The sequence below is a fragment of the Williamsia sp. Y844 genome (assembly GCF_056786475.1).
Genome location: NZ_JBXCJB010000003.1, coordinates 674,969 through 697,033, shown reverse-complemented (window position 1 = coordinate 697,033; position 22,065 = coordinate 674,969). Strand labels below are relative to the sequence as shown.

At 63.0% G+C, this 22,065-nt stretch carries 24 protein-coding genes and 1 riboswitch; of the genes, 8 read left to right on the top strand and 16 right to left on the bottom strand.

Features of this window, described 5'->3' with window-relative positions; all coding sequences use genetic code 11:
* Window positions 1-20: 20 nt before the first annotated feature.
* Window positions 21-839 carry a mycofactocin-coupled SDR family oxidoreductase gene (locus AC1TQG_RS20070; RefSeq protein WP_482139584.1) on the bottom strand — a complete coding sequence of 273 codons (819 nt, stop codon included), beginning with the start codon at window positions 837-839 and terminating at the stop codon, window positions 21-23.
* A 150-nt stretch (window positions 840-989) separates the two neighbouring features.
* The gene (locus AC1TQG_RS20065) at window positions 990-1,670 is read right to left on the bottom strand and encodes a TetR/AcrR family transcriptional regulator (protein ID WP_482139583.1); all 681 of its coding nucleotides are present in this window, start codon (window positions 1,668-1,670) and stop codon (window positions 990-992) included.
* A gap of 146 nt (window positions 1,671-1,816) precedes the next feature.
* Between AC1TQG_RS20065 and AC1TQG_RS20060 the strand changes: the two genes are divergently transcribed.
* The 3 genes from AC1TQG_RS20060 to AC1TQG_RS20050 all read left to right on the top strand — a co-directional run bounded on the left by AC1TQG_RS20060 (window position 1,817) and on the right by AC1TQG_RS20050 (window position 5,153).
* Entirely contained in the window at window positions 1,817-3,040 is a 1,224-nt protein-coding gene (locus AC1TQG_RS20060; protein WP_482139582.1) for an oxygenase MpaB family protein, read from the top strand.
* Between the two features lie 122 nt (window positions 3,041-3,162).
* Window positions 3,163-3,600 (top strand): VOC family protein, encoded by a 438-nt coding sequence (locus AC1TQG_RS20055; RefSeq protein WP_482139942.1) that lies wholly within the window; start codon window positions 3,163-3,165, stop codon window positions 3,598-3,600.
* Window positions 3,601-3,743: 143 nt separating this feature from the next.
* Window positions 3,744-5,153, top strand: a complete 1,410-nt coding sequence (locus tag AC1TQG_RS20050; protein ID WP_482139581.1) for a carotenoid oxygenase family protein — start codon at window positions 3,744-3,746, stop codon at window positions 5,151-5,153.
* 1 nt (window position 5,154) lies between these two features.
* On the opposite strand, the gene AC1TQG_RS20045 is transcribed toward AC1TQG_RS20050, so the two are convergent.
* The 6 genes from AC1TQG_RS20045 to AC1TQG_RS20020 all read right to left on the bottom strand — a co-directional run bounded on the left by AC1TQG_RS20045 (window position 5,155) and on the right by AC1TQG_RS20020 (window position 9,972).
* Window positions 5,155-5,841 (bottom strand): (2Fe-2S)-binding protein, encoded by a 687-nt coding sequence (locus tag AC1TQG_RS20045; RefSeq protein WP_482139580.1) that lies wholly within the window; start codon window positions 5,839-5,841, stop codon window positions 5,155-5,157.
* Window positions 5,834-6,001: a hypothetical protein gene (locus AC1TQG_RS20040; RefSeq protein ID WP_482139579.1), complete on the bottom strand. Its 168-nt coding sequence runs from the start codon at window positions 5,999-6,001 to the stop codon at window positions 5,834-5,836. The genes AC1TQG_RS20045 and AC1TQG_RS20040 overlap by 8 nt, the downstream gene beginning before the upstream one ends.
* 135 nt (window positions 6,002-6,136) lie before the next feature.
* Window positions 6,137-6,338, bottom strand: a riboswitch (cobalamin riboswitch).
* 35 nt (window positions 6,339-6,373) lie between these two features.
* Window positions 6,374-8,605, bottom strand: a complete 2,232-nt coding sequence (gene katG / locus AC1TQG_RS20035) for a catalase/peroxidase HPI (RefSeq protein WP_482139578.1) — start codon at window positions 8,603-8,605, stop codon at window positions 6,374-6,376.
* A 36-nt stretch (window positions 8,606-8,641) separates the two neighbouring features.
* A complete protein-coding gene (locus tag AC1TQG_RS20030; RefSeq protein ID WP_482139577.1) occupies window positions 8,642-9,085 on the bottom strand; it encodes a Fur family transcriptional regulator in 444 nt (147 codons plus the stop codon).
* A gap of 78 nt (window positions 9,086-9,163) precedes the next feature.
* Window positions 9,164-9,469, bottom strand: a complete 306-nt coding sequence (locus AC1TQG_RS20025; RefSeq protein ID WP_482139940.1) for a hypothetical protein — start codon at window positions 9,467-9,469, stop codon at window positions 9,164-9,166.
* The gene (locus tag AC1TQG_RS20020; RefSeq protein ID WP_482139576.1) at window positions 9,469-9,972 is read right to left on the bottom strand and encodes a flavodoxin domain-containing protein; all 504 of its coding nucleotides are present in this window, start codon (window positions 9,970-9,972) and stop codon (window positions 9,469-9,471) included. The genes AC1TQG_RS20025 and AC1TQG_RS20020 overlap by 1 nt, the downstream gene beginning before the upstream one ends.
* 181 nt (window positions 9,973-10,153) lie before the next feature.
* On the opposite strand from AC1TQG_RS20020, the gene AC1TQG_RS20015 reads away from it, so the two are divergent.
* Window positions 10,154-10,588, top strand: a complete 435-nt coding sequence (locus AC1TQG_RS20015) for an ArsI/CadI family heavy metal resistance metalloenzyme (RefSeq protein ID WP_482139575.1) — start codon at window positions 10,154-10,156, stop codon at window positions 10,586-10,588.
* A 17-nt stretch (window positions 10,589-10,605) separates the two neighbouring features.
* Here the strand turns inward: AC1TQG_RS20015 and AC1TQG_RS20010 are convergent, their stop codons facing one another.
* Window positions 10,606-10,794: a hypothetical protein gene (locus AC1TQG_RS20010; RefSeq protein WP_482139574.1), complete on the bottom strand. Its 189-nt coding sequence runs from the start codon at window positions 10,792-10,794 to the stop codon at window positions 10,606-10,608.
* 266 nt (window positions 10,795-11,060) lie between these two features.
* Here AC1TQG_RS20010 and AC1TQG_RS20005 point away from each other — a divergent pair, with 266 nt between their 5' ends.
* The gene (locus AC1TQG_RS20005; protein WP_482139573.1) at window positions 11,061-11,462 is read left to right on the top strand and encodes a hypothetical protein; all 402 of its coding nucleotides are present in this window, start codon (window positions 11,061-11,063) and stop codon (window positions 11,460-11,462) included.
* A gap of 34 nt (window positions 11,463-11,496) precedes the next feature.
* Here the strand turns inward: AC1TQG_RS20005 and AC1TQG_RS20000 are convergent, their stop codons facing one another.
* Window positions 11,497-12,045: a CGNR zinc finger domain-containing protein gene (locus AC1TQG_RS20000; RefSeq protein WP_482139572.1), complete on the bottom strand. Its 549-nt coding sequence runs from the start codon at window positions 12,043-12,045 to the stop codon at window positions 11,497-11,499.
* 281 nt (window positions 12,046-12,326) lie between these two features.
* Between AC1TQG_RS20000 and AC1TQG_RS19995 the strand changes: the two genes are divergently transcribed.
* Both AC1TQG_RS19995 and AC1TQG_RS19990 read left to right on the top strand, forming a co-directional pair.
* Window positions 12,327-13,532: an alpha/beta hydrolase gene (locus AC1TQG_RS19995; RefSeq protein ID WP_482139571.1), complete on the top strand. Its 1,206-nt coding sequence runs from the start codon at window positions 12,327-12,329 to the stop codon at window positions 13,530-13,532.
* 587 nt (window positions 13,533-14,119) lie between these two features.
* A complete protein-coding gene (locus AC1TQG_RS19990; protein WP_482139570.1) occupies window positions 14,120-15,064 on the top strand; it encodes a PfkB family carbohydrate kinase in 945 nt (314 codons plus the stop codon).
* Window positions 15,065-15,166: 102 nt separating this feature from the next.
* On the opposite strand, the gene AC1TQG_RS19985 is transcribed toward AC1TQG_RS19990, so the two are convergent.
* From AC1TQG_RS19985 to AC1TQG_RS19960, 6 genes are all read right to left on the bottom strand, one after another.
* Window positions 15,167-16,597, bottom strand: coding sequence for an MmgE/PrpD family protein (locus AC1TQG_RS19985; protein ID WP_482139569.1), 1,431 nt, complete (start codon window positions 16,595-16,597; stop codon window positions 15,167-15,169).
* Window positions 16,598-16,706: 109 nt separating this feature from the next.
* Window positions 16,707-16,901 (bottom strand): hypothetical protein, encoded by a 195-nt coding sequence (locus AC1TQG_RS19980; RefSeq protein WP_482139568.1) that lies wholly within the window; start codon window positions 16,899-16,901, stop codon window positions 16,707-16,709.
* A 65-nt stretch (window positions 16,902-16,966) separates the two neighbouring features.
* Window positions 16,967-17,842 carry an HpcH/HpaI aldolase/citrate lyase family protein gene (locus AC1TQG_RS19975; protein ID WP_482139567.1) on the bottom strand — a complete coding sequence of 292 codons (876 nt, stop codon included), beginning with the start codon at window positions 17,840-17,842 and terminating at the stop codon, window positions 16,967-16,969.
* The gene (locus tag AC1TQG_RS19970; protein WP_482139566.1) at window positions 17,826-18,638 is read right to left on the bottom strand and encodes an IclR family transcriptional regulator; all 813 of its coding nucleotides are present in this window, start codon (window positions 18,636-18,638) and stop codon (window positions 17,826-17,828) included. Before AC1TQG_RS19970 ends, AC1TQG_RS19975 begins: the two co-directional genes overlap by 17 nt.
* On the bottom strand, window positions 18,635-18,889 hold the full coding sequence (locus AC1TQG_RS19965) for a hypothetical protein (RefSeq protein WP_482139565.1): 255 nt from the start codon (window positions 18,887-18,889) through the stop codon (window positions 18,635-18,637). The genes AC1TQG_RS19970 and AC1TQG_RS19965 overlap by 4 nt, the downstream gene beginning before the upstream one ends.
* Window positions 18,890-18,959: 70 nt before the next feature.
* Window positions 18,960-20,027, bottom strand: a complete 1,068-nt coding sequence (locus tag AC1TQG_RS19960) for a class I SAM-dependent methyltransferase (protein WP_482139564.1) — start codon at window positions 20,025-20,027, stop codon at window positions 18,960-18,962.
* 618 nt (window positions 20,028-20,645) lie between these two features.
* On the opposite strand from AC1TQG_RS19960, the gene AC1TQG_RS19955 reads away from it, so the two are divergent.
* The gene (locus AC1TQG_RS19955) at window positions 20,646-22,013 is read left to right on the top strand and encodes an FAD-dependent oxidoreductase (RefSeq protein ID WP_482139563.1); all 1,368 of its coding nucleotides are present in this window, start codon (window positions 20,646-20,648) and stop codon (window positions 22,011-22,013) included.
* Window positions 22,014-22,065: the final 52 nt, after the last annotated feature.

The window sequence follows — 22,065 nt, the reverse complement described above, 5'->3', positions numbered from 1 at the left end:
ATTGAAGTCCGTTTTCGGTGCTACTGCAGCCCGTTCGAGAGGATGATGGACTCGCCTGATTTGCACCGTCCGTGGTCGGACACCAGATACAGAACCGCGTTGGCGACGTCTTCGGGCTCGAGAAGTCCGGGCCGTGGATGTCCCTGGGAGAAAACGGATTCGACATCGGCGGAGGTGGGTTCGTCGAGATCTGGACGGATCATTCGGTACGTCGATGGGTTGTGGATCATCGGCGTGTTGACGCCGGACGGAAGTACGGCGTTCACGGTGATCCCGTACTCGGCAACCTCGTATGCCACTGACTTGACCAGAGCGACAACCCCCGCTTTGGCGGCGGCGTAGTGGCCGGAATTGGCTGCCCCGGTGCCGGCGATAATCGATGAGGTGGCCACCAGTCGGCCCGCGCCTGCATCGATCATGTGGGGGAGAGTCGCCCGAAATGTGTTGAAGACGCCGGTGAGATTCACGTCCAACATGGTCTGCCACCGCTGAGTCGACATCGTTGCGATCGGTCCGGCGCTTGCGATTCCCGCGTTGGCCACAACCACATCGATCGCGCCGAATATGGTGGTCGCTCGGTCGACGAGATCCTGCAGGGCCATCAGGTCTCTGACGTCCGCGATATCTGCGAGGCAACGCCGGTCGAGCGACTCGACCATCCTGACGGTCTGTTCGAGGTCGTCGGGGGTGGCCCCCGGATAGTCGACCTCCTCGACCGAAGTGGCGATGTCGCACAGGACGATGTCCGCACCTTCGCGCGCAAGCGTCACCGCATGCGCGCGGCCCTGCCCGCGAGCCGCTCCGGTCACGAATGCGGTCTTTCCCTGGAGTGCAGCCACGTCGATACACCTTTCGCCGTCCTGGATGTCTGAATCCGTTCGATTCAGAGTTCCGCTCTGACGGTGTAGACCAGAACCGACGGCGGAAATCACCGAGCGGCAGCTCGACCAGAATCACCGAGCGGCAGCTCGACCAGAATCACTCCGTGGTCAGCGTGACCCTTCGGGTGGATCGAGCATGGGCACCAGGAACTGCCAGGCGATCGCGGCCAATTCGTCGTCGTCGTCGAGGTTGACGACGTGGCTGGGGATGGCCAGGAACGACGCGGAGATCCGGACCATCATCTCGGCGACGAGGTCGGTGTTCAGCGCGGCGGACACGTTGCCCGCACGTTGTTCCTGCCGTAGCTGGGCGGCCAGGAATTGGCGGACGGTGGCGAGCATCAGGCCGTCGTCGCCGATCATCGATCCCGCGATCAGGTTCGGTTCGGCCGAGATGAGGCCGCCGATCATCGGGTTGCCGCGGATCGCGCGAAGTGAGCTCACGAATCCCAGCACCACACGATCAGCGGCGGACTCGGCCTGTTGGATGTCGACGAGAAATCGGTCGAAGTATCGCCGGAACTCCCGGAGAATCACCTGCTCGACCAGTTCGTCTTTGGTGGCGAATCGGCGATAGACGGTGATCCGGGACAGGCCCGCCCGGCGCGCGACGTCCTCCATGGATGACCGCTGAATGCCCATCCGGCAGAACTGTTCGTATGCCGCGTCCAGCAGGCGGGTTCGGGTTCGATCGCCGTTATCCGCTTGCTCCAGCGCCTGGTGAAACGCACGTTCGATCAAGGATTTGGGTTCGGGTGATCGGGGGCTGTCTGTCGGCGCAGATGCCACTAGCCCTCCTTGTTCGGCGTCGCTGTCTCGTAACGATCATATTCCAGCCTGGGCTCACTTGTGATGTGCAGCACACTCTGATACGTATGATACAAGGAAACGCTCGTTGTTTCACTGAAACAGGATGAGGGATGGGGATAACGGAAATGGACAATCTCAACAGGCGCAGTCTGCTGAAGGCGGGCGGGGTCGTGGGGGCCGCCGGAGCAGTTGCGCTGGCTGCGCAGACAACGCCGTGGACGTGGTCGCCTGCCGGTTCGGTACCCGGCACGGGGGCGGGTGCCGACCCGCGTGGTGTGTGGGATGTGGAGGCCGATCCGGTTGTTGCGGCACTGTTCGACCGCGGTGAGGTGCCCAAGGTCAACGAACTGCTGCGTCACTGGACCAAGAATGGGCAAGCCCTCCCATCGGGTTTGCCTGCGGACCTGCGGGACTTCATGGAAGAGGCTCGCCAACTCCCCGGCTGGAGTGACCAGGAAAAACTCGCCGACGCGGTCAGGTTCAACCAGAAACGGGGTACGTACCTCGGCGTGATCTACGGGTTCGCCAGCGGGATGATGAGCACGGTCATCCCGAGGGAGGCCCGCGCGGTGTACTACTCCAAGGGCGGCGCGGACATGAAGGACCGCATCACCAAAACCGCCAAACTCGGCTACGACATCGGATCGCTCAACGCCTACCAGCCTGATGGTGAAATGGTGGTCACCTGTGTGAAGACCCGGTTGGCGCATGCTGCGGTGCGTCACCTGCTGCCACAATCCCCGCATTGGGTGAACTCGGCCCCAGAAGAGGTACCCATCAGTCAGGCCGACATCATGGTCACCTGGCATAGTCTGCCGACCACTGTGATGCGGAATTTCAAACGGTGGGGTGTGCCGATCGCGGCAGACGAATCCGCGGGCTTCTTGCACTCCTGGCAGTTGAGCGCCTATCTGCTCGGCGTGAAGGACGAGTACATCCCGGCATCGTGGGCCAGCGCCGAGTCTCAGGCACAGCAGGTACTCGATCCGATTCTCGCTCCGACCAATGAGGGCATTCAGCTCGCCGACATGCTGCTCGACCTCGGCATGAACCTCGATCTGACCTTGTTGAGCCGACCCATCCTCGGCGCGCTCACCCGATTCATGTTGGGCGACAAGATCGGTGACTGGCTGAGGCTCCCCACGGAGCCGGTGTGGACCCCGTTGCTCGAAACTGCTTGGGGCCCATATGTTGCCGTCCGTGAAGGGCTGCTCGATGTGGGTGTGCCCAAAGAGGCCTACTGGTTGTTCGACGAGTTCCTCCGCCAGTTCGTCCTTTTTTACATGTCCGAACTGAGAATGCCGATCAACATCACCATTCCGGTTGGCAACAACCCGCACTACAAGTAGCTGATCGACAGCCGATTCAGGACAGAATCTGTCCTGGTGGTGTGCAAGTCTGAGGTTTGAGCAGACTCGCCGCCGGTCCTGTGGCCGGTGGCGCCACCGCACACTACAAGAGGGGTAAGGCGATGAGCCGCGACTTTCAGGTGACTTTTGATTGTGGAGACCCGGCTGCGTTGGCGGGGTTTTGGGCGGACGTCCTGGGTTACGAGCTTCAGTCCCCGCCGCCGGGTTTCGATTCCTGGGATGCCGCGCTGGAAGCGATGAACATCCCGCCGGAGCGGCGCAATGATGCCTCGGCCGTGGTCAGTTCGGATGGAACAGGTCCACGACTGTTCTTTCAGCGCGTTCCGGAGGGCAAGACCGCGAAGAATCGAGTCCACCTCGATGTTCGTGCGGTTCCAGGATTGACCGGTGACGAGCGACTGGCGGCATTGGAGCAGGAATCCTCCCGGCTGGTGGCGCTCGGCGCGACCCGGGTGCAGCGTTTTGAACCCGATCCGCCGCTCGGCGCCGGTCACATCGTCATGACCGACCCGGAGGGAAACGAGTTCTGTCTCGATTGATGCGGCTGGGCGCTGCCGCCGTGTGCGGTGAGCATTGAGACGCTATTGATGATCCGTCTCAGCTGTGCGACCCTGCAAGGATGGGTGTATCTGCAAGGATGGGTGTTTCTGCGACAGGACGTTCGACTGATACCGCTGCGGATGTGGGCACGTCCCCGTGGGATTCCCAGCATGTCGAGTTCGACTATCAGGTGGACGACATCGAGGGGCAGATTCCCGCCGATCTCGACGGCGTTCTCTACCGCATCGGGCCGGGGCGTCTCGATGTCGGCGGACATCCGGTCAATCACATCTTTGACGGCGACGGAATGGTCTCGAGGATCGAAATCAACTCTGGTGGAGCGTATTACCGCAACCGATACGTTCGTACCCGGGCGTATGTGCGCGCCAATCGGGCGGCGCGACCACCCCGGGGCATCGGGACCCAGCGAGTCGGTGGAGTCTTGGCGAATGCGCTGCGCGGCCCGGCGAACATGTCCAATACCAATGTGCTGCTGCACAACAACAAGCTGTATTCGTTGTGGGAGGGCGGTCGGCCGCACCAGCTCGACCCGGAGACCCTGGAGACCCTCGGCCTCGACGACTTCGACGGAGCACTGAAACGCCTCGGCGCGTTCTCGGCTCACCCAAAAACCGATCCGGCAACCGGCGAGACCTTCAACTTCGGTCTCGACTTCTTTCCACGGCCGATGATCCGCTGCTACCGGCTTGCGCCGGGTGGAGGCATCGCCGAGCTTCAGAGTGTCCCGATCTCTCGGCTGGGATTCATCCATGATTTCGCCCTCACGCAGCGGTACCTCGTGTTCATCATCGATCCGATCGTGGTGAAGAACCCTGTTCCGGCTCTTCTTGGTCTTCGGCCGATCGACAACGTCCTGACTTTCGAGCCGCGCCGAGGGACGAGGATAGTCCTGGTTCCCCGTGGTGGTGGTGAGCCGATCAGCATCGATCATGACGCGCTGTTCCACTTCCACGTCAACAACGCCTATGACGGCGACACCGAAACTGTGGTCGAACTCGTTGTGCACGATCAGGATTGGGGCTGGGAGGGATGGAACGAGCATCTTCACAACTTTCGGAACAACCCCGGACCGGCGTTCGGCGGAACCCTGAAACGGCTCACCATCAACCGCCGAACCGGCAAAGTCACCGAAGAGCAACTCAACGACCTCGGCTGTGAGTTCCCCCAACTCGATCACCGGCAGGCCACGCTGGCCCACCGATTCTCGTACCTAGCCGAGGCGTCGACCGCTGGTGGGAACCCCGACTCCATCACCACCATCGACCACCGCGCCGGAACCCATGCCAGGTACGTCGCCGCTGCAGGCGACACCATCTGTGAGCCTCTCTTCGCGGCGGATTACACCTCGGGCGCGGAGGGCGACGGCTGGCTGCTGTCGCTCGAACACCAACCCGCACAACAGCGATCCCGAGTTGTTGTCCTGTCGGCGCGCAATCCTGATAGGGGACCAGTTGCGGCGATCAACCTACGCCATCACGTCCCCATGACCTTTCATGGCGCATTCCGGCCCGCTGCTGCGGGCCGACCATAGATCACGGGGTTTCCTTTGCTGGGCCGGTGATCGGTGGCGAGGGGAATGGGCAGTCTCCGCAGACACCTCCGGTGGGGGTGCGGTAGAAGAGGCAGCAGCTGCGTCGGCGATGGGTGATCGGATCCACTGTCAGCTGAAGTCGAGGATCGTTGAGGAGGGTGGCAACCCAACGGGACGTGGTATCCCCGGTGATCTGGGCGGCACCGAGCAACGCGGATGTGGTGTTGCCCCACAACAATCCGGGTGCGACGATGTCTCGCCAGGCTTCGATGCAGGGGTCGAGTTGGTTGTCGAGCACCTCGATCCGCGCCGATCGGCCCACCCGCGGTTCTTCGGCGTGAAGCTGCAGTGATCCGTTGACGGTGCGCCACAACAGTTCATCCGGTCCCAGGTGCACGCAGCGGCCGTCGTCCAGACGTGTTCCTGCCGCGATTGACCACAACTGTGCCGCATATCCGAAGAAAACCGTGGACGCGGCGACGCGTTCCTCATCGACGTTCAGCGCGAGGGCGACTTCCGCGACGACACGGTCCCGGACAGCGGGTTCTCGGAGTGTGGCGGTGGGTTGCCAGTCCGCGTCGGACACCGGCCCGGAACCGAGTGTGAAGTATGGTCCTGACTCGGCCATGCGGGCGAGCATCGCGGCAACGTCAGAGTTGTCCCGACCGGGGGCTTTCGCATCATTCATGGTTTGGCTCCGCGTCGATGTCGAACACCATCGTATGTGGGTCGAACCGCATCCGGCCACGGTTGAAGACCGTACCGACCTTGCCGGATCGGGCGATCGCCTGTGGTGTTCCGCTGGTCAGGCTGCCGTCCATCGCGAGCAGCCACATGTTGTCGGACACCCGCAGAGCGTCGCAGCAGCGTCGACTTGCCTGCCCCGTTGGGACCGACAAGGGCACTGGGGGATGAGGCAACTCGGTGAGTTGCACTGCGTACACGCATGGCGAGGACGCCTCTCTCGGGGAAATCCGCCCCGGGCAGAAAGGTACGGCAACGCAGAGTCTCCTGGCTCTCGGATCGTTGCTTGTTTCCGCCTTACAACCCCAATGGGTTGCGGCCGTGATGGAAAGTTGCATCCCCGATTACAGTGGCGGGACCGCGCCGGTCTTTCACCGGCTTCCTCTTTCGTTGTCGCTAGGACCGGCTGAATCTAACACAACGACGACACCCCGCCTGCCACAAGGCAAGCGGGGTGCAGTCGCAAAAGTCGAGTATCAGTTCAGGTCGAACCGGTCGTTGTTCATGACCTTGACCCACGCGGCGACGAAGTCATCGACGAACTTGGTCGGCGCATCCTGCTGGGCGTACACCTCAGCGATCGCGCGCAGCTGCGAGTGCGAACCGAACACCAGATCTGCTGCTGTCGCGGTCCACTTGGCATCGCCGGTTGCGCGGTCGGTGCCCTCATAGACGTTCTCTTCCGACCCTGACGTCTTCCACTCGGTGCCCATGTCGAGGAGGTTGACAAAGAAGTCGTTGGTCAGCACACCCGGTCGATCGGTGAACACGCCATGCTTGCTGCCACCGTGATTGGTACCCAGGACACGCAGTCCACCCAGAAGTACCGTTGCCTGGGGAGCGGTGAGATCGAGCTGGTAGGACCGCTCGAGGAACAGTACTTCCAGCGGCGTCTTCTCCCCGCTCGCTGCGAAGTTCCGGAATCCGTCGGCGCGCGGCTCGAGCACTGCGAAGGAATCCACATCGGTGCTCTCCTGAGAAGCATCGGTGCGGCCGGGCGTGAAGGGCACAGTGACGGTGTGGCCCGCGTCCTTCGCCGCCCGTTCGATGCCCGCCGAGCCGGCGAGCACGATCAGATCTGCCAACGAGATCTTCTTGCCGCCCGAGGCCGAGCTGTTGAACTCCTGCTGGATCTTCTCGAGCGCCGACAGCACCTTGGACAGTTCGGCCGGCTCGTTGACCTCCCAATCCTTCTGTGGCTCAAGGCGTATGCGAGCGCCGTTGGCGCCGCCGCGGAAGTCTGTGCTGCGGAAGCTGCTTGCCGACGACCAGGCCACGTTGATCAACTGTGCGACCGACAATCCGGAATCGCCCAGCTTGCTCTTGAGGGCTTCGATGTCCTGATCGTCGACCAACGCATGGTCCACAGAGGGCACCGGGTCCTGCCACAGTTGCGGCTCGGGAACCCACGGTCCGAGGTACCGGGTGACCGGTCCCAAATCGCGATGCAGCAGCTTGTACCAGGCCTTGGCGAAGGCCTCGGCGAGCTCCTCCGGGTGATCGAGCCAGCGCCGGGTGATCTCGGCGTAAACGGGATCTTCGCGCAGAGAGATATCGGTGACCAGCATTGTTGGGGCGCGACCCGGTCCACCGAACGGATCCGGGATGGTCCCGGCGCCGGCGCCGTCCTTTGCAATGAACTGCCAGGCATCGGCCGGACTCTTGGTCAGCTCCCATTCGTAGCCGTACAGGATCTCGAGGAAACTGTTGTCCCATTGAGTCGGGGTCGAGGTCCAGACGACCTCGAGGCCGCTGGTGACCTGGTCTTCGGCGTTGCCCTTGCCGTACCCGTTCTTCCAGCCGAGGCCCTGCTGTTCGATCGGCGCGCCCTCGGGCTCGGGTCCGATCAGATCGGCTGGATGGGCGCCGTGGGTCTTGCCGAAGCTATGGCCACCGACGATCAATGCCGCGGTCTCTTCGTCGTTCATCGCCATCCGGGCGAACGTCTCACGGATGTCGTGGGCGGCGGCAACCGGATCTGGCTTGCCTTCCGGGCCTTCGGGATTCACGTAGATGAGCCCCATGGTGGTGGCGCCTAGCGGTTTCGCCAGCTCTCGCTCGCCCTGGTAGCGCTTGTCGGTCCCGAGCCACTGGTCTTCAGGTCCCCAGAACACCTCTTCGGGCTCCCAGATGTCTGCACGTCCGAATGCGAAGCCAAAGGTCTGGAATCCCATCGACTCCAGTGCGACGTTGCCTGCGAAGACCAGCAGGTCCGCCCACGAGATCTTGCTTCCGTGTTTCTGCTTGACGGGCCAGAGCAGCCGGCGGGCCTTGTCGAGGTTGGCGTTGTCGGGCCAGCTGTTGAGTGGCGCGAAACGCTGCGCTCCCTGCCCGCCACCACCGCGTCCGTCATAGACTCGGTAGGTGCCTGCGGCATGCCAACTCATCCGGATGAACAAACCGCCGTAGTGGCCGTAGTCGGCAGGCCACCAGTCTTGCGAATTGGTCATCACCGCAGTGACATCGGCCTTGAGCGCATCGACGTCGAGCTTCGCGAACTCGGTCGGGTAGTCGAAGTCGTCACCGAGCGGGTTGGATTTCGATGCGTGCGCGTGCAGTATCGACAGGTCGATCTGTTCGGGCCACCAGTCCTTGTTCGTCAGTGGTGCGTGAACCTTCGGCTCCGGAGACGGGATTACCGGATTCTCGCTCTCACTGGTGCTTCTGGTCTCGGTGTCGGGATTGGGTGGACGGCTGTCAGAGGTCACAGGATTCCTTTCAGACGGTGATGAATTGGGCTGTGATCACGGATGTGACCGGTTCGTGGTGGGTTCGGTGCAGTCCGGACATCGACCCCAGTAGATGACCTCGGCCTCGTCGAGAACGAAGCCGTGGTCGTCGGAGGCTGTGAGACAAGGGCGTTCACCGATGGCGCAGTCGGCGTCGGCGATCACGCCACAGATGCGACACACAACGTGGTGGTGGTTGTCACCCACCCGGCCCTCGTATCGGGCGATATGGCCGGCGGGCTGGATACGGCGAATCAGTCCCGCAGTTGTCAATGCACTGAGCACGTCATAGACGGCTTGCCGTGACACCGTTGGCAAAACGGTGCGCACAACATCGAAGATCGTTTCGGTGTCGGCGTGGGGGTGGCCGCTGACGGCATCCATCACCGCTATCCGCGGCCGGGTTACCCGAAGATCTGAACCGCGTAGCCGATTCGCATTGTCCGGTGTGGAGGCCACGACCCCACGATAGGCACGTTCGTTGCTGTCAGTGTTGCGTTTTCTGGAATCAGTAAAAACTGAACAGGGCGAAATCGATCACTTACGAATGGTCATTCGTGGCCACGGTGGCTGTTTCAATACCGCGGCCGACCCGAGTGTCGCCGCGACGAGACCGGTGAGAACTCCGATCAGCGCGACACTTGCTCCGTCGATGGCAGGAGTCCACGTGGTCTTACCGTTGACTATCGTGTAAAGGCCCAGCGGGACGGTTCGGCCCCGTATTGTGCGTCGGGACACCGGAATCACGGTCGTCTGGTCATCGATCCGGACCGGCTCGCCGTACTGGAATTTCGGTTCCGTGCGGATCTGTGGCGTCTTGTCACCATGCTGATTCGAGTTCATCATCGGCCGGCTCTGGCGGTCAGGTTTGTACAGATACCGTCTGCCCATGTCGCGATCTCGTCCATGTTGCGATGGTCACCGTCCTCCGCGTGTGCGGCTTTGACTGCGAGTCGTTCGGTGAAGGACAGTACGGAGCGGTCGACCTTGCCGCCGAACGTGTGGTGCTCCACCGCCCAGGGCGTGGTGGCCCATTTCAGGTTCTCGGCGTCGTCACCAGGTGTGACCGGACCGCTGGAGAACAGCCACACCGGGCGGTCCTGGAGGTAGGGCAGCTCGCGGTCGACGAGCTTGGTGGCGTGTTTGAGCCATCGCCCGAGATAGATTGCGCTGCCGAGAATCACGGCATCGAAGTCCGCAACAGTTTCGACATCTTCGACATCGAGCACTGCAACCTCTGCCTCGACGCCCCGCTTCTTCAGCCCCGCCGAGATCTCCGCGCCCAGTTCTGCGCCGATCTCGCGGGTTGCCCCGTGCTTGCTGGCGGTGGCCACGAGAACTCGCATGATGCTCCCTGTCGTCGACAACGCGATGCTACCTCGATGGACTGATTCCTTCCATGGTCAGCGCGCAGGGGTAAAGCCGGGCGTCTGCACAAGACTTTGCTAGTTATTGACATATGTCGAAAAGGTGGCACTCTGGGTGATGCAGTAATTAGATGTATGTCGCACAGGTGGAGGTAGTGTCATGTCTCGTGTTCAGCTCGCCCTCAACGTCGATGATCTCGACGAGTCGGTCACGTTCTATTCGAAGTTGTTCGGCGTCGAGCCGGCCAAGCGCAAGCCCGGCTACGCCAATTTTGCCGTCGCCGAACCACCTCTGAAGCTCGTCTTGATCGAGAATCCGGGCAAGGGCGGATCGCTCAATCATTTGGGCGTCGAGGTGGATTCGAGCGAAACCGTTCACGCGGAGATCGCACGTCTGAGTGACGAGGGTTTGTTCACCGCCGAGGAGATCGGCACCACCTGCTGTTTCGCCACCCAGGACAAGGTGTGGGTGACCGGGCCTGCGAACGAGAAATGGGAGGTCTACACCGTCCTTGCTGATTCGGAGACATTCGGTACGGCCTCTGAGGTTTTGGCCGACGATGGCGCGTCGGGCGGACCCTGCTGCGGGAGCTGACCGACCAGCAGGTCTCTTCAGACCTTCGGCTTGCGTGCGGCTCGGGCGAATGCCTCCATCGAGGGATATTCCGCCACGTAGCTGAAGGCTTCGGACGGTGCAGGCGTGGCGCCCCAACCGGGTCGGTTGTGCCGACGGTTGACCCACACCGAGTCGAGTCCGTGGCGTTTGGCGGGGACATGATCGTGGAACAGGCTCTGCGCCACATGAAGTAGACCATCGGGAGGTATACCGAGTTCATCGAGCGCGGCGCCGAGGGCGTCGAAGTGGTTGGCTGCAGGTTTGTATGCGCCGACATCTTCGGCCGTGATGATCTTGTCGAAGTCGACACCGAGGCGAACGGGCTCACCGTCTGTCTACACGCCTGTCTACACCAGGGGTGCACCTGTGATCCGGGTGCGTGACCTGCGATGGACCACGGGGCCGCCTATTGCGTGCACACTGGAGTGGACCACTACAAGGAGTGAGATCTATGAGCAGCAACGGACCGTTCGGCTTCGATCCCGAAGACATCGACCGCATCGCTCGCGAAGCCGGTGACGGACTTCGCGACCTGTTCGGCCAGGTCGCCAAAGGGATGTCGCAATCAGGCGCTGAACAGCCACTCGTGGCGTTCTTCAGTGAGTCGATGTTCGGCAACTCCGCGGCGAAGACAAAGCCCTCTGCGCCTCCGCGGGAGACAACGGGTGACACCGGTGACGGGGTGTGGGCCATTTACACGGTCGATGACGACGGAACAGCGCGCATCGACCAGGTGTTTGCGTCGGAGCTCGACGCCCTGCGTTCACACAAAGACAATGTCGACACTCGACGCAAGGTTCGATTCCTGCCGTACGGGGTGTCCGTCGGCGTACTTGATGACAGCAGTACATAACCGATCTCGCTCCCGGTGATCGCGCTCCGGCGGATCAGTGAACACTTATCGTTCGATTCCCGGCGCGGTGACGGCGCACGGCGGCCCGGTTTGCGCACCGAACCGAGCAGTACTGTTGCCGCCCGTTCCTGGTGATGTCGACGACGACGCGTGCGCATGGGTCGCCGGGGGTCGTACCGGCAGCGCATCGCGATAGTCGATTCATCCCTCTGGTGGTGAGGTGCAGCGCAGTACCGACGCTGATCACGGCCAGTAGTACCTCGGGCATCGTCTGCCCGTCGTCGCGGTAGTGCAGATGCCACCCTTCGCCGTCGTGGTCGGTGAGGCGAGGGTAGGCGGTGGCCCGTTTCATCAGTGCGTTCAGTTTCACCGCGCGTGCGTCGGGAGTTGCGGCGTCGACGACATCGAGCCACTGATCGATCACGGCGCGAGTGCGGTGGTGGTCGGTCGGCTCGTCCGGGAAGTCCATGGTCATCCCGAATACGCGGGTCCGTTCGACTATGGCGGTTCGCGACTCCGGCCAATCGTCGGCCAGGGATGCGGCGAGGAGTACCGCATACTCCCCGTAAGGGTTGAGATGCATAAGGCCATTACATCATTGTGGGTGTATGAGCTCATCGCGCAAACCGCAATCGGCGGCGCATTCCACGCTCACGGCGGCGTGCGAGCACGCTTGGTCAAGTGAATCGCGGCACTCGACATCGGTCGGGGTGGTGATTTACCAGCGTTGTGTCCGCTGCGGGACTCGCCGGGTGGATTTGTGGACACCCGGACGGGTCGTGCCGGACGGGATCAGTGCCGAACTCGGCTCCGAATGATGCGATCGCACGATGGACAGTCCGGTCGGGGCTAGCATCCGAAGGTATGAGATTTCACAGTGTCGCCGTGCTCATCGCGGTCGCTGGGATCATGGCCATCGTCGCAACCGCGACCCCTGCCGTAGCGGACGACATGCCCGCGTTCGCGGCTCCACAGTGGTCTGGCATCGACGCGCGGGATATTCCCGCCCCGGCGGGGTCCGCTCCGGGGGAGCTCGTTGTCCAGACTGAACTCGACCCTGCGTTGTCACTGCCCGACGCGGCTATTGCTCGCCGATTCCTTTACACCACAAGGCGTTCCGCTGATACGGATGTCACCACGAGTACCGCCGCTGTGTTCTTTCCCGACGGTGCGGTTCCCGATGGTGGCTGGCCGGTCATCGCCTGGGCCCACGGCACCACCGGACTCGGTGACAACTGCACACCTTCGGCCCTTCCTCGGTCCGACCGCGACGCGACGTACCTCGGACACTGGTTGCGACAGGGCTACGCCATTGTTGCCACCGACTACGCCGGGCTCGGGACTCCCGGGCTCATGCAGTATCTCGGCTCCGAAGCGGCCGGCCGCAACCTTGTGGACTCGGTGATCGCAGCGCAGTCCGTCGGTGTGCCATTGGCGAAACGATGGGCTGTCGTCGGCCAATCCCAGGGTGCGGGTGCAGCGCTCGGTGCTGCGCAGCGTGCGACACGGCTATCTGCCGGATCGGGGCTCGACTATCGGGGTGTTGTTGCTACCGGCACACCCGCCTACATCGAGTATCCGGGGAGCCTGTTCGGGCCGGCTTTTCCACCGTTTGCCCTGCCGCCCGGACTCACCACTTACATGCTGTACATCCTTGCCGGGTTTCTCGACGCCCGCCCCGACATCGCCACCCGCTCTGTGTTGACGGCGCGGGCCGAACAACTCATCGACCTGGCCAGGACACTTTGCATTCCGGCGATGGCCGAACTCGCGAAAGACCTGGACTCACGAACGCTCTTCAGCAGGCCTCTGGACGAGGTGCCGGGTTTGTTTGCTGCAGTGCATGAGTACATGGCTACACCCGATCGCGGCTACGACAGGCCAATCTTCCTCGGGCAGGGCCTGTTCGACGTCGATGTTCCGGCCCCATCTGCGCTGACCTTGGCTGCCGCGCTCACCGCCAACGGGCAACCGGTGACGTTGCGTGTTTATCCGGAAGACCACAGCGGCACGGTGAACACCTCAACCGCCGACTCGACGCCGTGGCTGGCTCGGTTGATGGAGCCATGAATATCACTGGTCGTGGATCGGCAGGCGCCGGAGAATGTCGCTGATCTGCGGTGAGTTCTGCCTACGAACCGTGTCTATATAGGAGTGCGTTCGACCACGACTCAACACTGACAGGCGGAGTGGCAGATGGTTATCGTTGCGGGACACATCACGGTCGAATCCCGCCCACATCAACATCTTCGAACGGTGGGAGTCACGGGTGGCTGTTGAAGAATTCCGAAGCAGCGGCCCGGGTGACGACCAAGGTGCGGCCATTCGCTCGGCCTCGGTGGGAATACGACGTCACCGGCGAGCGATCCCTATTCGAAGGATGACGCTGCGGAAGTGTCACCGCCGCCTGCCGATTCGATGCCGAGGATCGCGTTCCGCGCGATCGGCCGCCTCAGGCGGATCCCGTGGAGTTCGATACTGTCATGGGCCAGAGCACATTCAGGCGACAAGATTTCAGGTGAAGGTAACGTGATGCCAGCCGACCGCACGGTCAAACGCCCCACGATGACGGACGTCGCTGAAGGCGCGGACGTTTCGATCAGCACGGTCGGTTCTGTACTCCGGCAATCGGTCTGCCCAACCGGAGATCAAAAGTGATGGCTCGGGTGCTCGTTGTCGGAGCCGTCAACGTCGACCTCGTGGTGACGGCCGACCGGCTACCTGGTCCGGGTGAGACGGTTGTCGGTCCTGGGGTCGAGCGCCATGGGGGCGGAAAGGGTGCGAACGCGGCCGTCGCGGCTGCACGGGCAGGTGCGGACGTTCGCTATTGCGGAGCGGTTGGGTCAGACGATACCGGCTCTGGTGCTCTGGCCGAACTCCGCGCTGAAGGCATCGACGTCACAGACGTGGCTGTGCTCGATGGGGTTTCAACGGGTATGGCTCTGATCGTGGTTGATGCCGGCGGGGAGAATCAGATTGCGGTTGGCGCCGGGGCGAACGCCGCGGTCGACCCCGCATCGGTGCGGGCAGCGGTGCAGCGAGCGGCGTCGTGGGCGGGCTGTGTCCTGGTCAGTACTGAGATCACTCCGGAATCAGTGATCGCCGCGGTCGAATCTGCTTCCGCCCATGGGATTCGATGTGTGCTGAACCCAGCACCGGTGACGCCGGGGCTGCTGGACCTCTTGCCACTTGCACCCCTGGTCACCCCCAATGTGTCTGAGCTGGGCGACCTCTACCGATTGCTCGGAGGTGAAGGTGACGCCTCGGTGGGGGATATGGCGGTGCAGGTCGCTGCCCGCACCAAGGCTGCAGTCGTCGTGACTCTGGGCGCAGATGGCGTCTTGGTGGTCGAGCCGGGGGGAGCGACGACGACGTTGCCTGCCCGAACAGATGTCACCGTTCGGGATACCACTGGTGCGGGAGATACTTTCAACGGCGTATTCGTGACTGCCCTGGCAACCGGAGTTCCCGTTCGAGATGCGAGTTCACGTGGCATGGCTGCTGCCACCCTCTCGGTGGGGCACGTCGGTGCGCGGGCGGGGATGCCGCGAGCGGATGCGATTGACGCTGCGTCGACAGCATCCAGGCGAGTGGTCGAGTAGGAAGCCGAATCTGCACGATCCGTCGACCTCGACGGAACCAGGTCCAATCATGCCCCCTCACCGCGCGGACCCCGAGTCGGTTCGGCGCGGTGAGGGAGTCCCTCAATCGATGAGTGCGTTCATCAGATCACTCACGGTGCCACCGTGTGCCAAGCCGAGGGCGAGTTCTCCGACGAGCTGGGTTGACTGACCCAGTGTCTTCGTTGCGTTGAGTCCGAACTTGGTCATCAGTTCGTCTGACGACAACGGATTTCCGGGTCCACCGCGGTTGACGCTGATCCGAACCTCGTGCCGGGTGCCGTCAGTGGTGACCACTCGCAGCACTGCCGGGAACTGATTCGGGTAGATCCGGTTGCACTCGGCATCTTCGACACAGGTCACCTTTGCCGCGAGGGCGAGCCTGTCCGCGTCGTATGCACTCGCGTCGGTGAAATCGCTGTGCCCAACACCCAGACCGCTTCCGCCGATCAGCGCCGCCGCGACCGTGTACGGACCCGAGAACGCGGCGTGATAGCCGGACTTCGGTCGGGCCTTGTCCTCGACGGGTTGTGGAATTGTGCGCAACACCGGACCCGAGACGCCGAGTTCGATCGACGTGATGTCCGACGGATTCACGCCGCGTTCCCGGATGGCCAGTGCGGCATCGATTCCGGCGTGCGTGAAGTGGTTGCAGGGATAGGGCTTGAAGAAGATGCCCGGAAGTTCCCAGTGCTCGCCGAGCCGGTCGACGACAGCAGATGCATTGGCCCGGTCGCCACAGTAGGCGTTGAGGAATCCGAATCTGCCCTCGATGACCGTGGGGGGACCGGTGAGGCCATTCATCGCCAGCTCGGCTGCGGTCACACCGGCATGTGCGGCCCACCCGCAATGGGCACGCTTGACCGTGCCGCCGGTGCGGTTGGCCTCGATGAGCCCGGCGCCCATACTGGCGGCGATGCCGATAGCGTGTGCGATCTTCGTCTCGTCGAGCCGGTAGACCATCGCGGCGGCGACGGCAGCACCGATGGCACCACAGATCGATGTCGCGTGAAGGCCTCGCTCGAAGAATTCCGAGTTGCCCAAAGCCTCGTCGTAGCCACCCATTCCGAGGCGTACGGCGACCTCGATACCGACACCGGCGGCGTCGAGCATGGTGCTCGAGTCGACACTTTCGGCTTCGGCCACGGCAAGTGCGGCCGGGATCACCGACGCCGACGGATGCAGAACCGAGGGCAGATGAGTGTCATCCGAGTCCATCGAATGGGCGAGCGTTCCGTTGATCAGCGCTGCAGTGGCCGCCGGAAAGCGCATTCCGGTTCCGATACCGGCCGCTGCCTCACGCCCGCCCCAGTTCTTCGCAACTGCGATCACGGCCGCGGCCGGACTCTCATGGCGTGCTGCAACACTGTTGCCGACCAGGTCGAGGACTCGACGGGCGACGTCGTCGCGAAGATCATCGGCAAGGCCGTCACGGGAGACGGTGTACGCCAGCGCCGCCAGCTGCTGGACGACGGTGAGCTGGGAACCGGATGTGTCCGGGGTTGCCGCACTCATGCCGACACCACTGCCACCGGCCGGACGGGTGAGGCGGTGATCGCGTAGCCCGCAGGCAAGGTGTCCACACCGTGCAGCCCGGCGATGTCGAGGAGGATTCCCCTGGTCATCATGAAATCTCGTTCGCTGCTGACCCGCCGTCGGGACGAACCATGTCGCCGTGCCGCCGGATCAGTGTCATTCGGAAGCCGGGATGATTTGGCGAACAGGGCATTCCGGTGAAATAGGGATGCCCGAGTTCGACATGGCGTAGGCCGGCGGCCACCGCCGACATCAGTGGATCTGCCACAGTGGTTGAGGACATCAAATACTCCTGTCGTTCGCACCGCCGGGATCTCCGGTGGCACCGTGATTAGTTGAGGGCGAAGCTCAGCGCTGGGCGCTTGTGCTCGCCGAAGTCTGGGCCGTACGGGCGCGGGCGAGTACGGCACGCGCCTGTTCGACGACGGCGTTGTCGATGAAGCGTCCGTGTTTGTCGATGAAGGCGGCGGTGCCCTCCGACTGTGCCTGCGCGGCGGCATCGACGGTCTCTTGAGCCCGATCGATCTCGGCCGATGCCGGTGTGAAGACATCGTGCACGATCGGTATCTGCCTGGGATGGATCACCGACCGGCCGAAAAACCCGGTATCGCGGCCGGATTCGCTGTCTGCCCGCAAACCGTCGAGGTCTGACACCTTGGTGTAGACGCTCTGGATCGGGGACTCGAGTCCGGCGGCCCGGACCGCGGCGACCAACCAGCCTCGTGACCACGCCAGTCCAGAGGCAGGTACCCGCAGGTCGGCGGCGAGGTCGGCTTCACCGGCACTGATGCCGGTGACCAGCGGATGTGCCGCAGCGAGTGCGGCGACGCCGAGAAGACCACGCGCAGACTCGACCAAGAGCTGCATCCGGATACCGGTCTCGTCTCCGATGGCCCGGATCAATTCGGGCGCTTCGGCTTTCGGTATCCGGATACCACCCATCGAACTGGAGGCCAGGGATGTGCCCGCCAGGGCTTCGATATCTGCGCGGTGCCACGGGCTGGCGGTGTCGTTCACCCGCACCCAGATCTGTGGTGAATCCGGTGTATCCGCCCACTGCTCGATCGTCGCGACAGCCGCTGATCGGGCGTGCGCTTTGGCATCCGGAGGGACCGCGTCCTCGAGATCGATGACGACGGCATCGGCACCGCTGGTGATGGCTTTCTCGATACGAGCTCCGGAGTGGCCAGGGACGTACAGCCAGGACCTAGGCGTTATGTGCACGGGTTGTATCCGTTCCGTTGTCGGTCGGCAGGCCACCACGCCATCCGAGTGTCCGGGACACCTGGTCGGCGGCTGCGGTCACAATCGGTACATAGCCGATAAGAACCTTGTTCGGCATCCGGTGGATCGGACCGCAGACCGAGAGGGCACCGATGGCAAGACCATCGAGATCGAAAACCGGGGCAGCGATCGATGATGCGCCTTCCTGCCTTTCGCCACTGGAGACGCACCAACCCTGTTCTCGGATCTCCTGCAGACTTCCGCGGAGGGCTTCCGGGTCGGTGATCGTCGCAGGGGTGAGGCGATCGAGGGGGTCGGCGAGTACGGCGTCGTTCAGTGCCTGCGTCTGGAATGCCAGGATGGTGCGCCCAGAACTCCCGGTATGCAGCGGAAAGCGACGACCGAGTTCCACCGTCATCTTGATCTCGTTGCGGCTCTCCACCTGGTCGAGATAGACGCGGCCGCGGCCGGCCATCGCTGTCACCGTCGCCGTCTCACCGGTTTGCTGTTGCAGGTCGGTCAGCAACGGCCGTGCGATCTCTCGCAGCGGGGACGATCGCAGAGCCGACGCGCCAAGCGCTGCGGCGGCAGGTCCGAGCGCGTACTCCCGATCCGGAGTCGTGATGACGAGCAGGCCGCGGTCGACGAACGTGGTCAGGACGCGGTGAACCACAGCCTTCGACAGGTTCAGCTCCCGTGCGACACGCGATACGCCGAGCGGTCCGTTGGTGAAATGCAGGAGGATGTCTGCGGCTCGGGCGGCCGACGTGGTGGTGTTGTTCACCGCGCCACTCATCGCCGGACCCCGACGGGTGCGCCGAGTACCTTGCGGATGATCCGCTGGCGCTCACGGCGAAGACGCGTGGACAGGGCTTCACCGGGCTCGTGGAGGTCGACGGACTCCACGGTGACTACGTCGTTGTCTTCGAGGACTTGTTCCAGGGTCATCACGCGGTCCCGCAAGATCCACAGTTCCTGGGTCAGTGTCGTGACCATGCGCGCCAGTTCGTCATTGGTGGCGTTCTCCAAGTATGAGGGACTACTCATCTTCTTCTCGATTCGTGTTTTGCGACAGCCGGTTTCGGTGCCCGCGGACGATGCGTTGGGTGACGGGCGATCAGGCCTGGGGTTTGACGCCGCGCGCAACCCACGGGTATTTGCCGGGGCCGACGCCGTATTCCTCGATGTCGACGAAGCCGGCATCGCGCAGCAACGCGCTCCGATCCAGCAGTAACGCGCCACGCCAGAACGGCTCGTTGCGGTTTTCGGTCTCCCAGTCGAGAACCACGCACCGGAACAGCGAATCCTGCTCCGAGTACGGTGCCACGTCGCCGATGATGACCTCGCCGCCGGGTCGGCACAGCCGGAAAGCCTCGGCGACGATCGTCCTTGCCGCAGGCACCGGAATCTCGTGAAGCAAGATGAAGGCGGTAACCATGTCAAAGCTGTTGTCGGCGTACGGTGTCGACTCACAAGCCGCTTGACGCAGGTCCCATTCCCAGCCGTTGCGGGCTGCGATGAGTTTGGCGTGCTCCAATTCAGTACGGCCGAGGTCGACACCGGAGATCTTCGCGTCGGGCCAGGCCTGCTGCAGAGCGGCGGCGTATCGCCCGGTGCCGATGCCCAACTCCAAAATCGACTCATAGGAGCGGAGGCGGCCTTCCTGCGCGACGAGAAGGCGCTGATCCGCGAACGACTCACCGGGCTTGACGGCGCCGATGCCACCGGTGGCGAAGAGTAGATCGTAGACGTAGTCATGGATCATGAAGCCCATCCGCTCATGGCCTTCCCATCCGCCCGGAGCGAGGTGGAATTCGGTGTCCGACCAGTATTTGGGTGCCTCGACCGTCGGGTCGAGAACAAGGTTTCCACCCTTGTGCGCGTTCGCCTCGTACTCGGCTTCGACCGCGCAGCTACCGTCGTCGTAGGCGTCCCGAGCTGCCACGAACTGCTGCTCTCCTGAGAATCGGGTGTAGAACCGGTCCCAGGTGTAGTTCTGGGACTGCTCCAGCAAACCTGCGGCGAATCTGATCTGGGCCTGCAGGCCCTCGGGCAGCTGCACACCCTCGGTCAGTGCGTCGAGGTCAGCAGACGCCGCCGACTGCAGTTCCTTCCCGCTCCACGCGGCCAAATCGGCGAGGAAATTGAAATTGGCGCGACCACGCTGCCGAAGCCCTGTTTTCATCGTTGTTCCTTGTCTTTCGAGACCGGTGGTCTGCGTGAGATCAATTGTTGGAGGACTGGTGCCGGCGGCGAACTCGCAGTGACGTCCGTTCGTTAATGAGCCTTGATCTCGCCTGCTGCCGTGGGTCCGTTCCGTTCAGCGGACCTCCTGATAGCCGGAATACGCCCGTATTAGGCATATTAAACATCATCGCGTGACGAAAACGTGTCTTCTTGTAACAAGAGTGTCTTGTGACCTCGTGTTTCTTCGTACAGTGGACGAATCCACTTACTGCAACTAACGTTCCGGGTAACGAAACGAAGGCTCGCAAATAGCCCTCGAATCCGAGCGGTGACCGAACTCGTTCCGAAGACCGTGCCGCCATCGGCGGCGACGGACAGTGAACTATCCTTCGCTCGCGGCCAGTCCAGCACTCCGCACGACAGAGAAGAGAGTCCAGTGGCGACAACCGATCGCAATGTGTTCAGCGTGCCCGGCGCCGACTTTCCAGATCGGCACCCAGTTCATCTGTGACGACCGCTGGGCGCTCTGCACTCAGCGCAGGTCTGGCGCTGCGACGAATGGCTGACGGTCACCGATCAACCGATTCCGACGAAAGACCGAGAACTGTGACGATGCATGAGTGAAAACGGACCCGACCTTGTCGTGGCAGGTGCCGGTGGTGGCCTGATCGCGGCTCTGCGTGCTGCGCAGGGCGGTCTCGACGTGCTGGTGGTCGAGGCGAGCGAGCATTTTCGGCGTGGCAACAACACGTCGATGTCGACAGCGATGGTGCCCGGCGCGGGTTCGCGTTGGCAGGCGGCTGCAGGCATCGACGACTCGCCCGAGCGCTTCGTCGACGACATGGTTCAGAAGACCAAGGGTGCGGTCGACATGCCGCTGGCCCGCGCGCTCGCCGAAGTCAGTGCGACACTCGTGGAGTGGATGGCAGATGACCTCGAGATGCCGCTCGATCTGGTCACCGACTTTCCGTACCCCGGTCACTCGGCACTGCGTTGCCACACCATCGAGGGCCGGCACGGAAGTGCCCTGATCGATCACCTCATCCGGCTGGTGTCCGCGCATCCGCGGATCGACCTGATGGTCCCGGCCAAGCTCACCGACGTCGCACTGGACGACTCCGGTGCGGTGTGTTCGGTGACTGTCACATCGCCCGATGGGGCGACCGAGGAGATCGAGACCACCGCTGTCTTGCTGGCCACCAACGGTTTCGGTGCCAACAGTGCGATGGTCTCGGAGTTGTTGCCCGAGATCGCAAATGCCGTCTATCACGGTAGTGAGCACTCGACCGGCGACGCGCTGGACATCGGAAGGCGGCTCGGCGCGGACACCGCCTTCCTGGACGGGTATCAGGGTCACGCGGCATTGTCCAAGAAGGCAACCACTCTCGTGGGCTGGGCGACGGTCATGCACGGGGGAGTGGTCCTCAACGTCGAGGGCAAACGATTCGGCGATGAGACCACCGGCTATTCCGAATACGCCGCGATCCTTGCCGCACAGCCTGGTTCGTCGGGCTGGATCGTCGTCGACAAAGAGATCTATCAGAGGTGTCTGCTGTTCACCGACTTCCAGCAGACCGTAGATTCTGGTGCCCTGGTGTGGGCCGATTCGGCCGAGCAACTCGCCGAGGCAACCGGACTGCCGCAGGCACAGGTCGTCGAAGAACTCGCCCGGGTTGCCGAGTACTCGAACGGCTCTGCCGCCGACCCGTTCGGGCGAGCGAGTTTCGGACGCACGCTCGAAGCGCCCTATGCCGCAGTGGAAATTGTTCCCGCCTTGTTCCATACCCAGGGCGGCCTCCGGGTCGATCGTCGGGCACGGGTGCTTCACGCCGAAGGCGCACCCATACCCGGCCTCTATGCCTCGGGCGGTGCGGCCATGGGAATCTCCGGCCACGGTGCATCCGGATACCTCGCCGGAAACGGTCTTTTACCCGCTTTGGGTCTGTCATACCTCGCTGCGAACTCGGTACTCGCCGCACTTTGAGAAACAGCCGAGAACATCTCTCGGCCGCATCACCGTCCACCCAGTTGAAAGG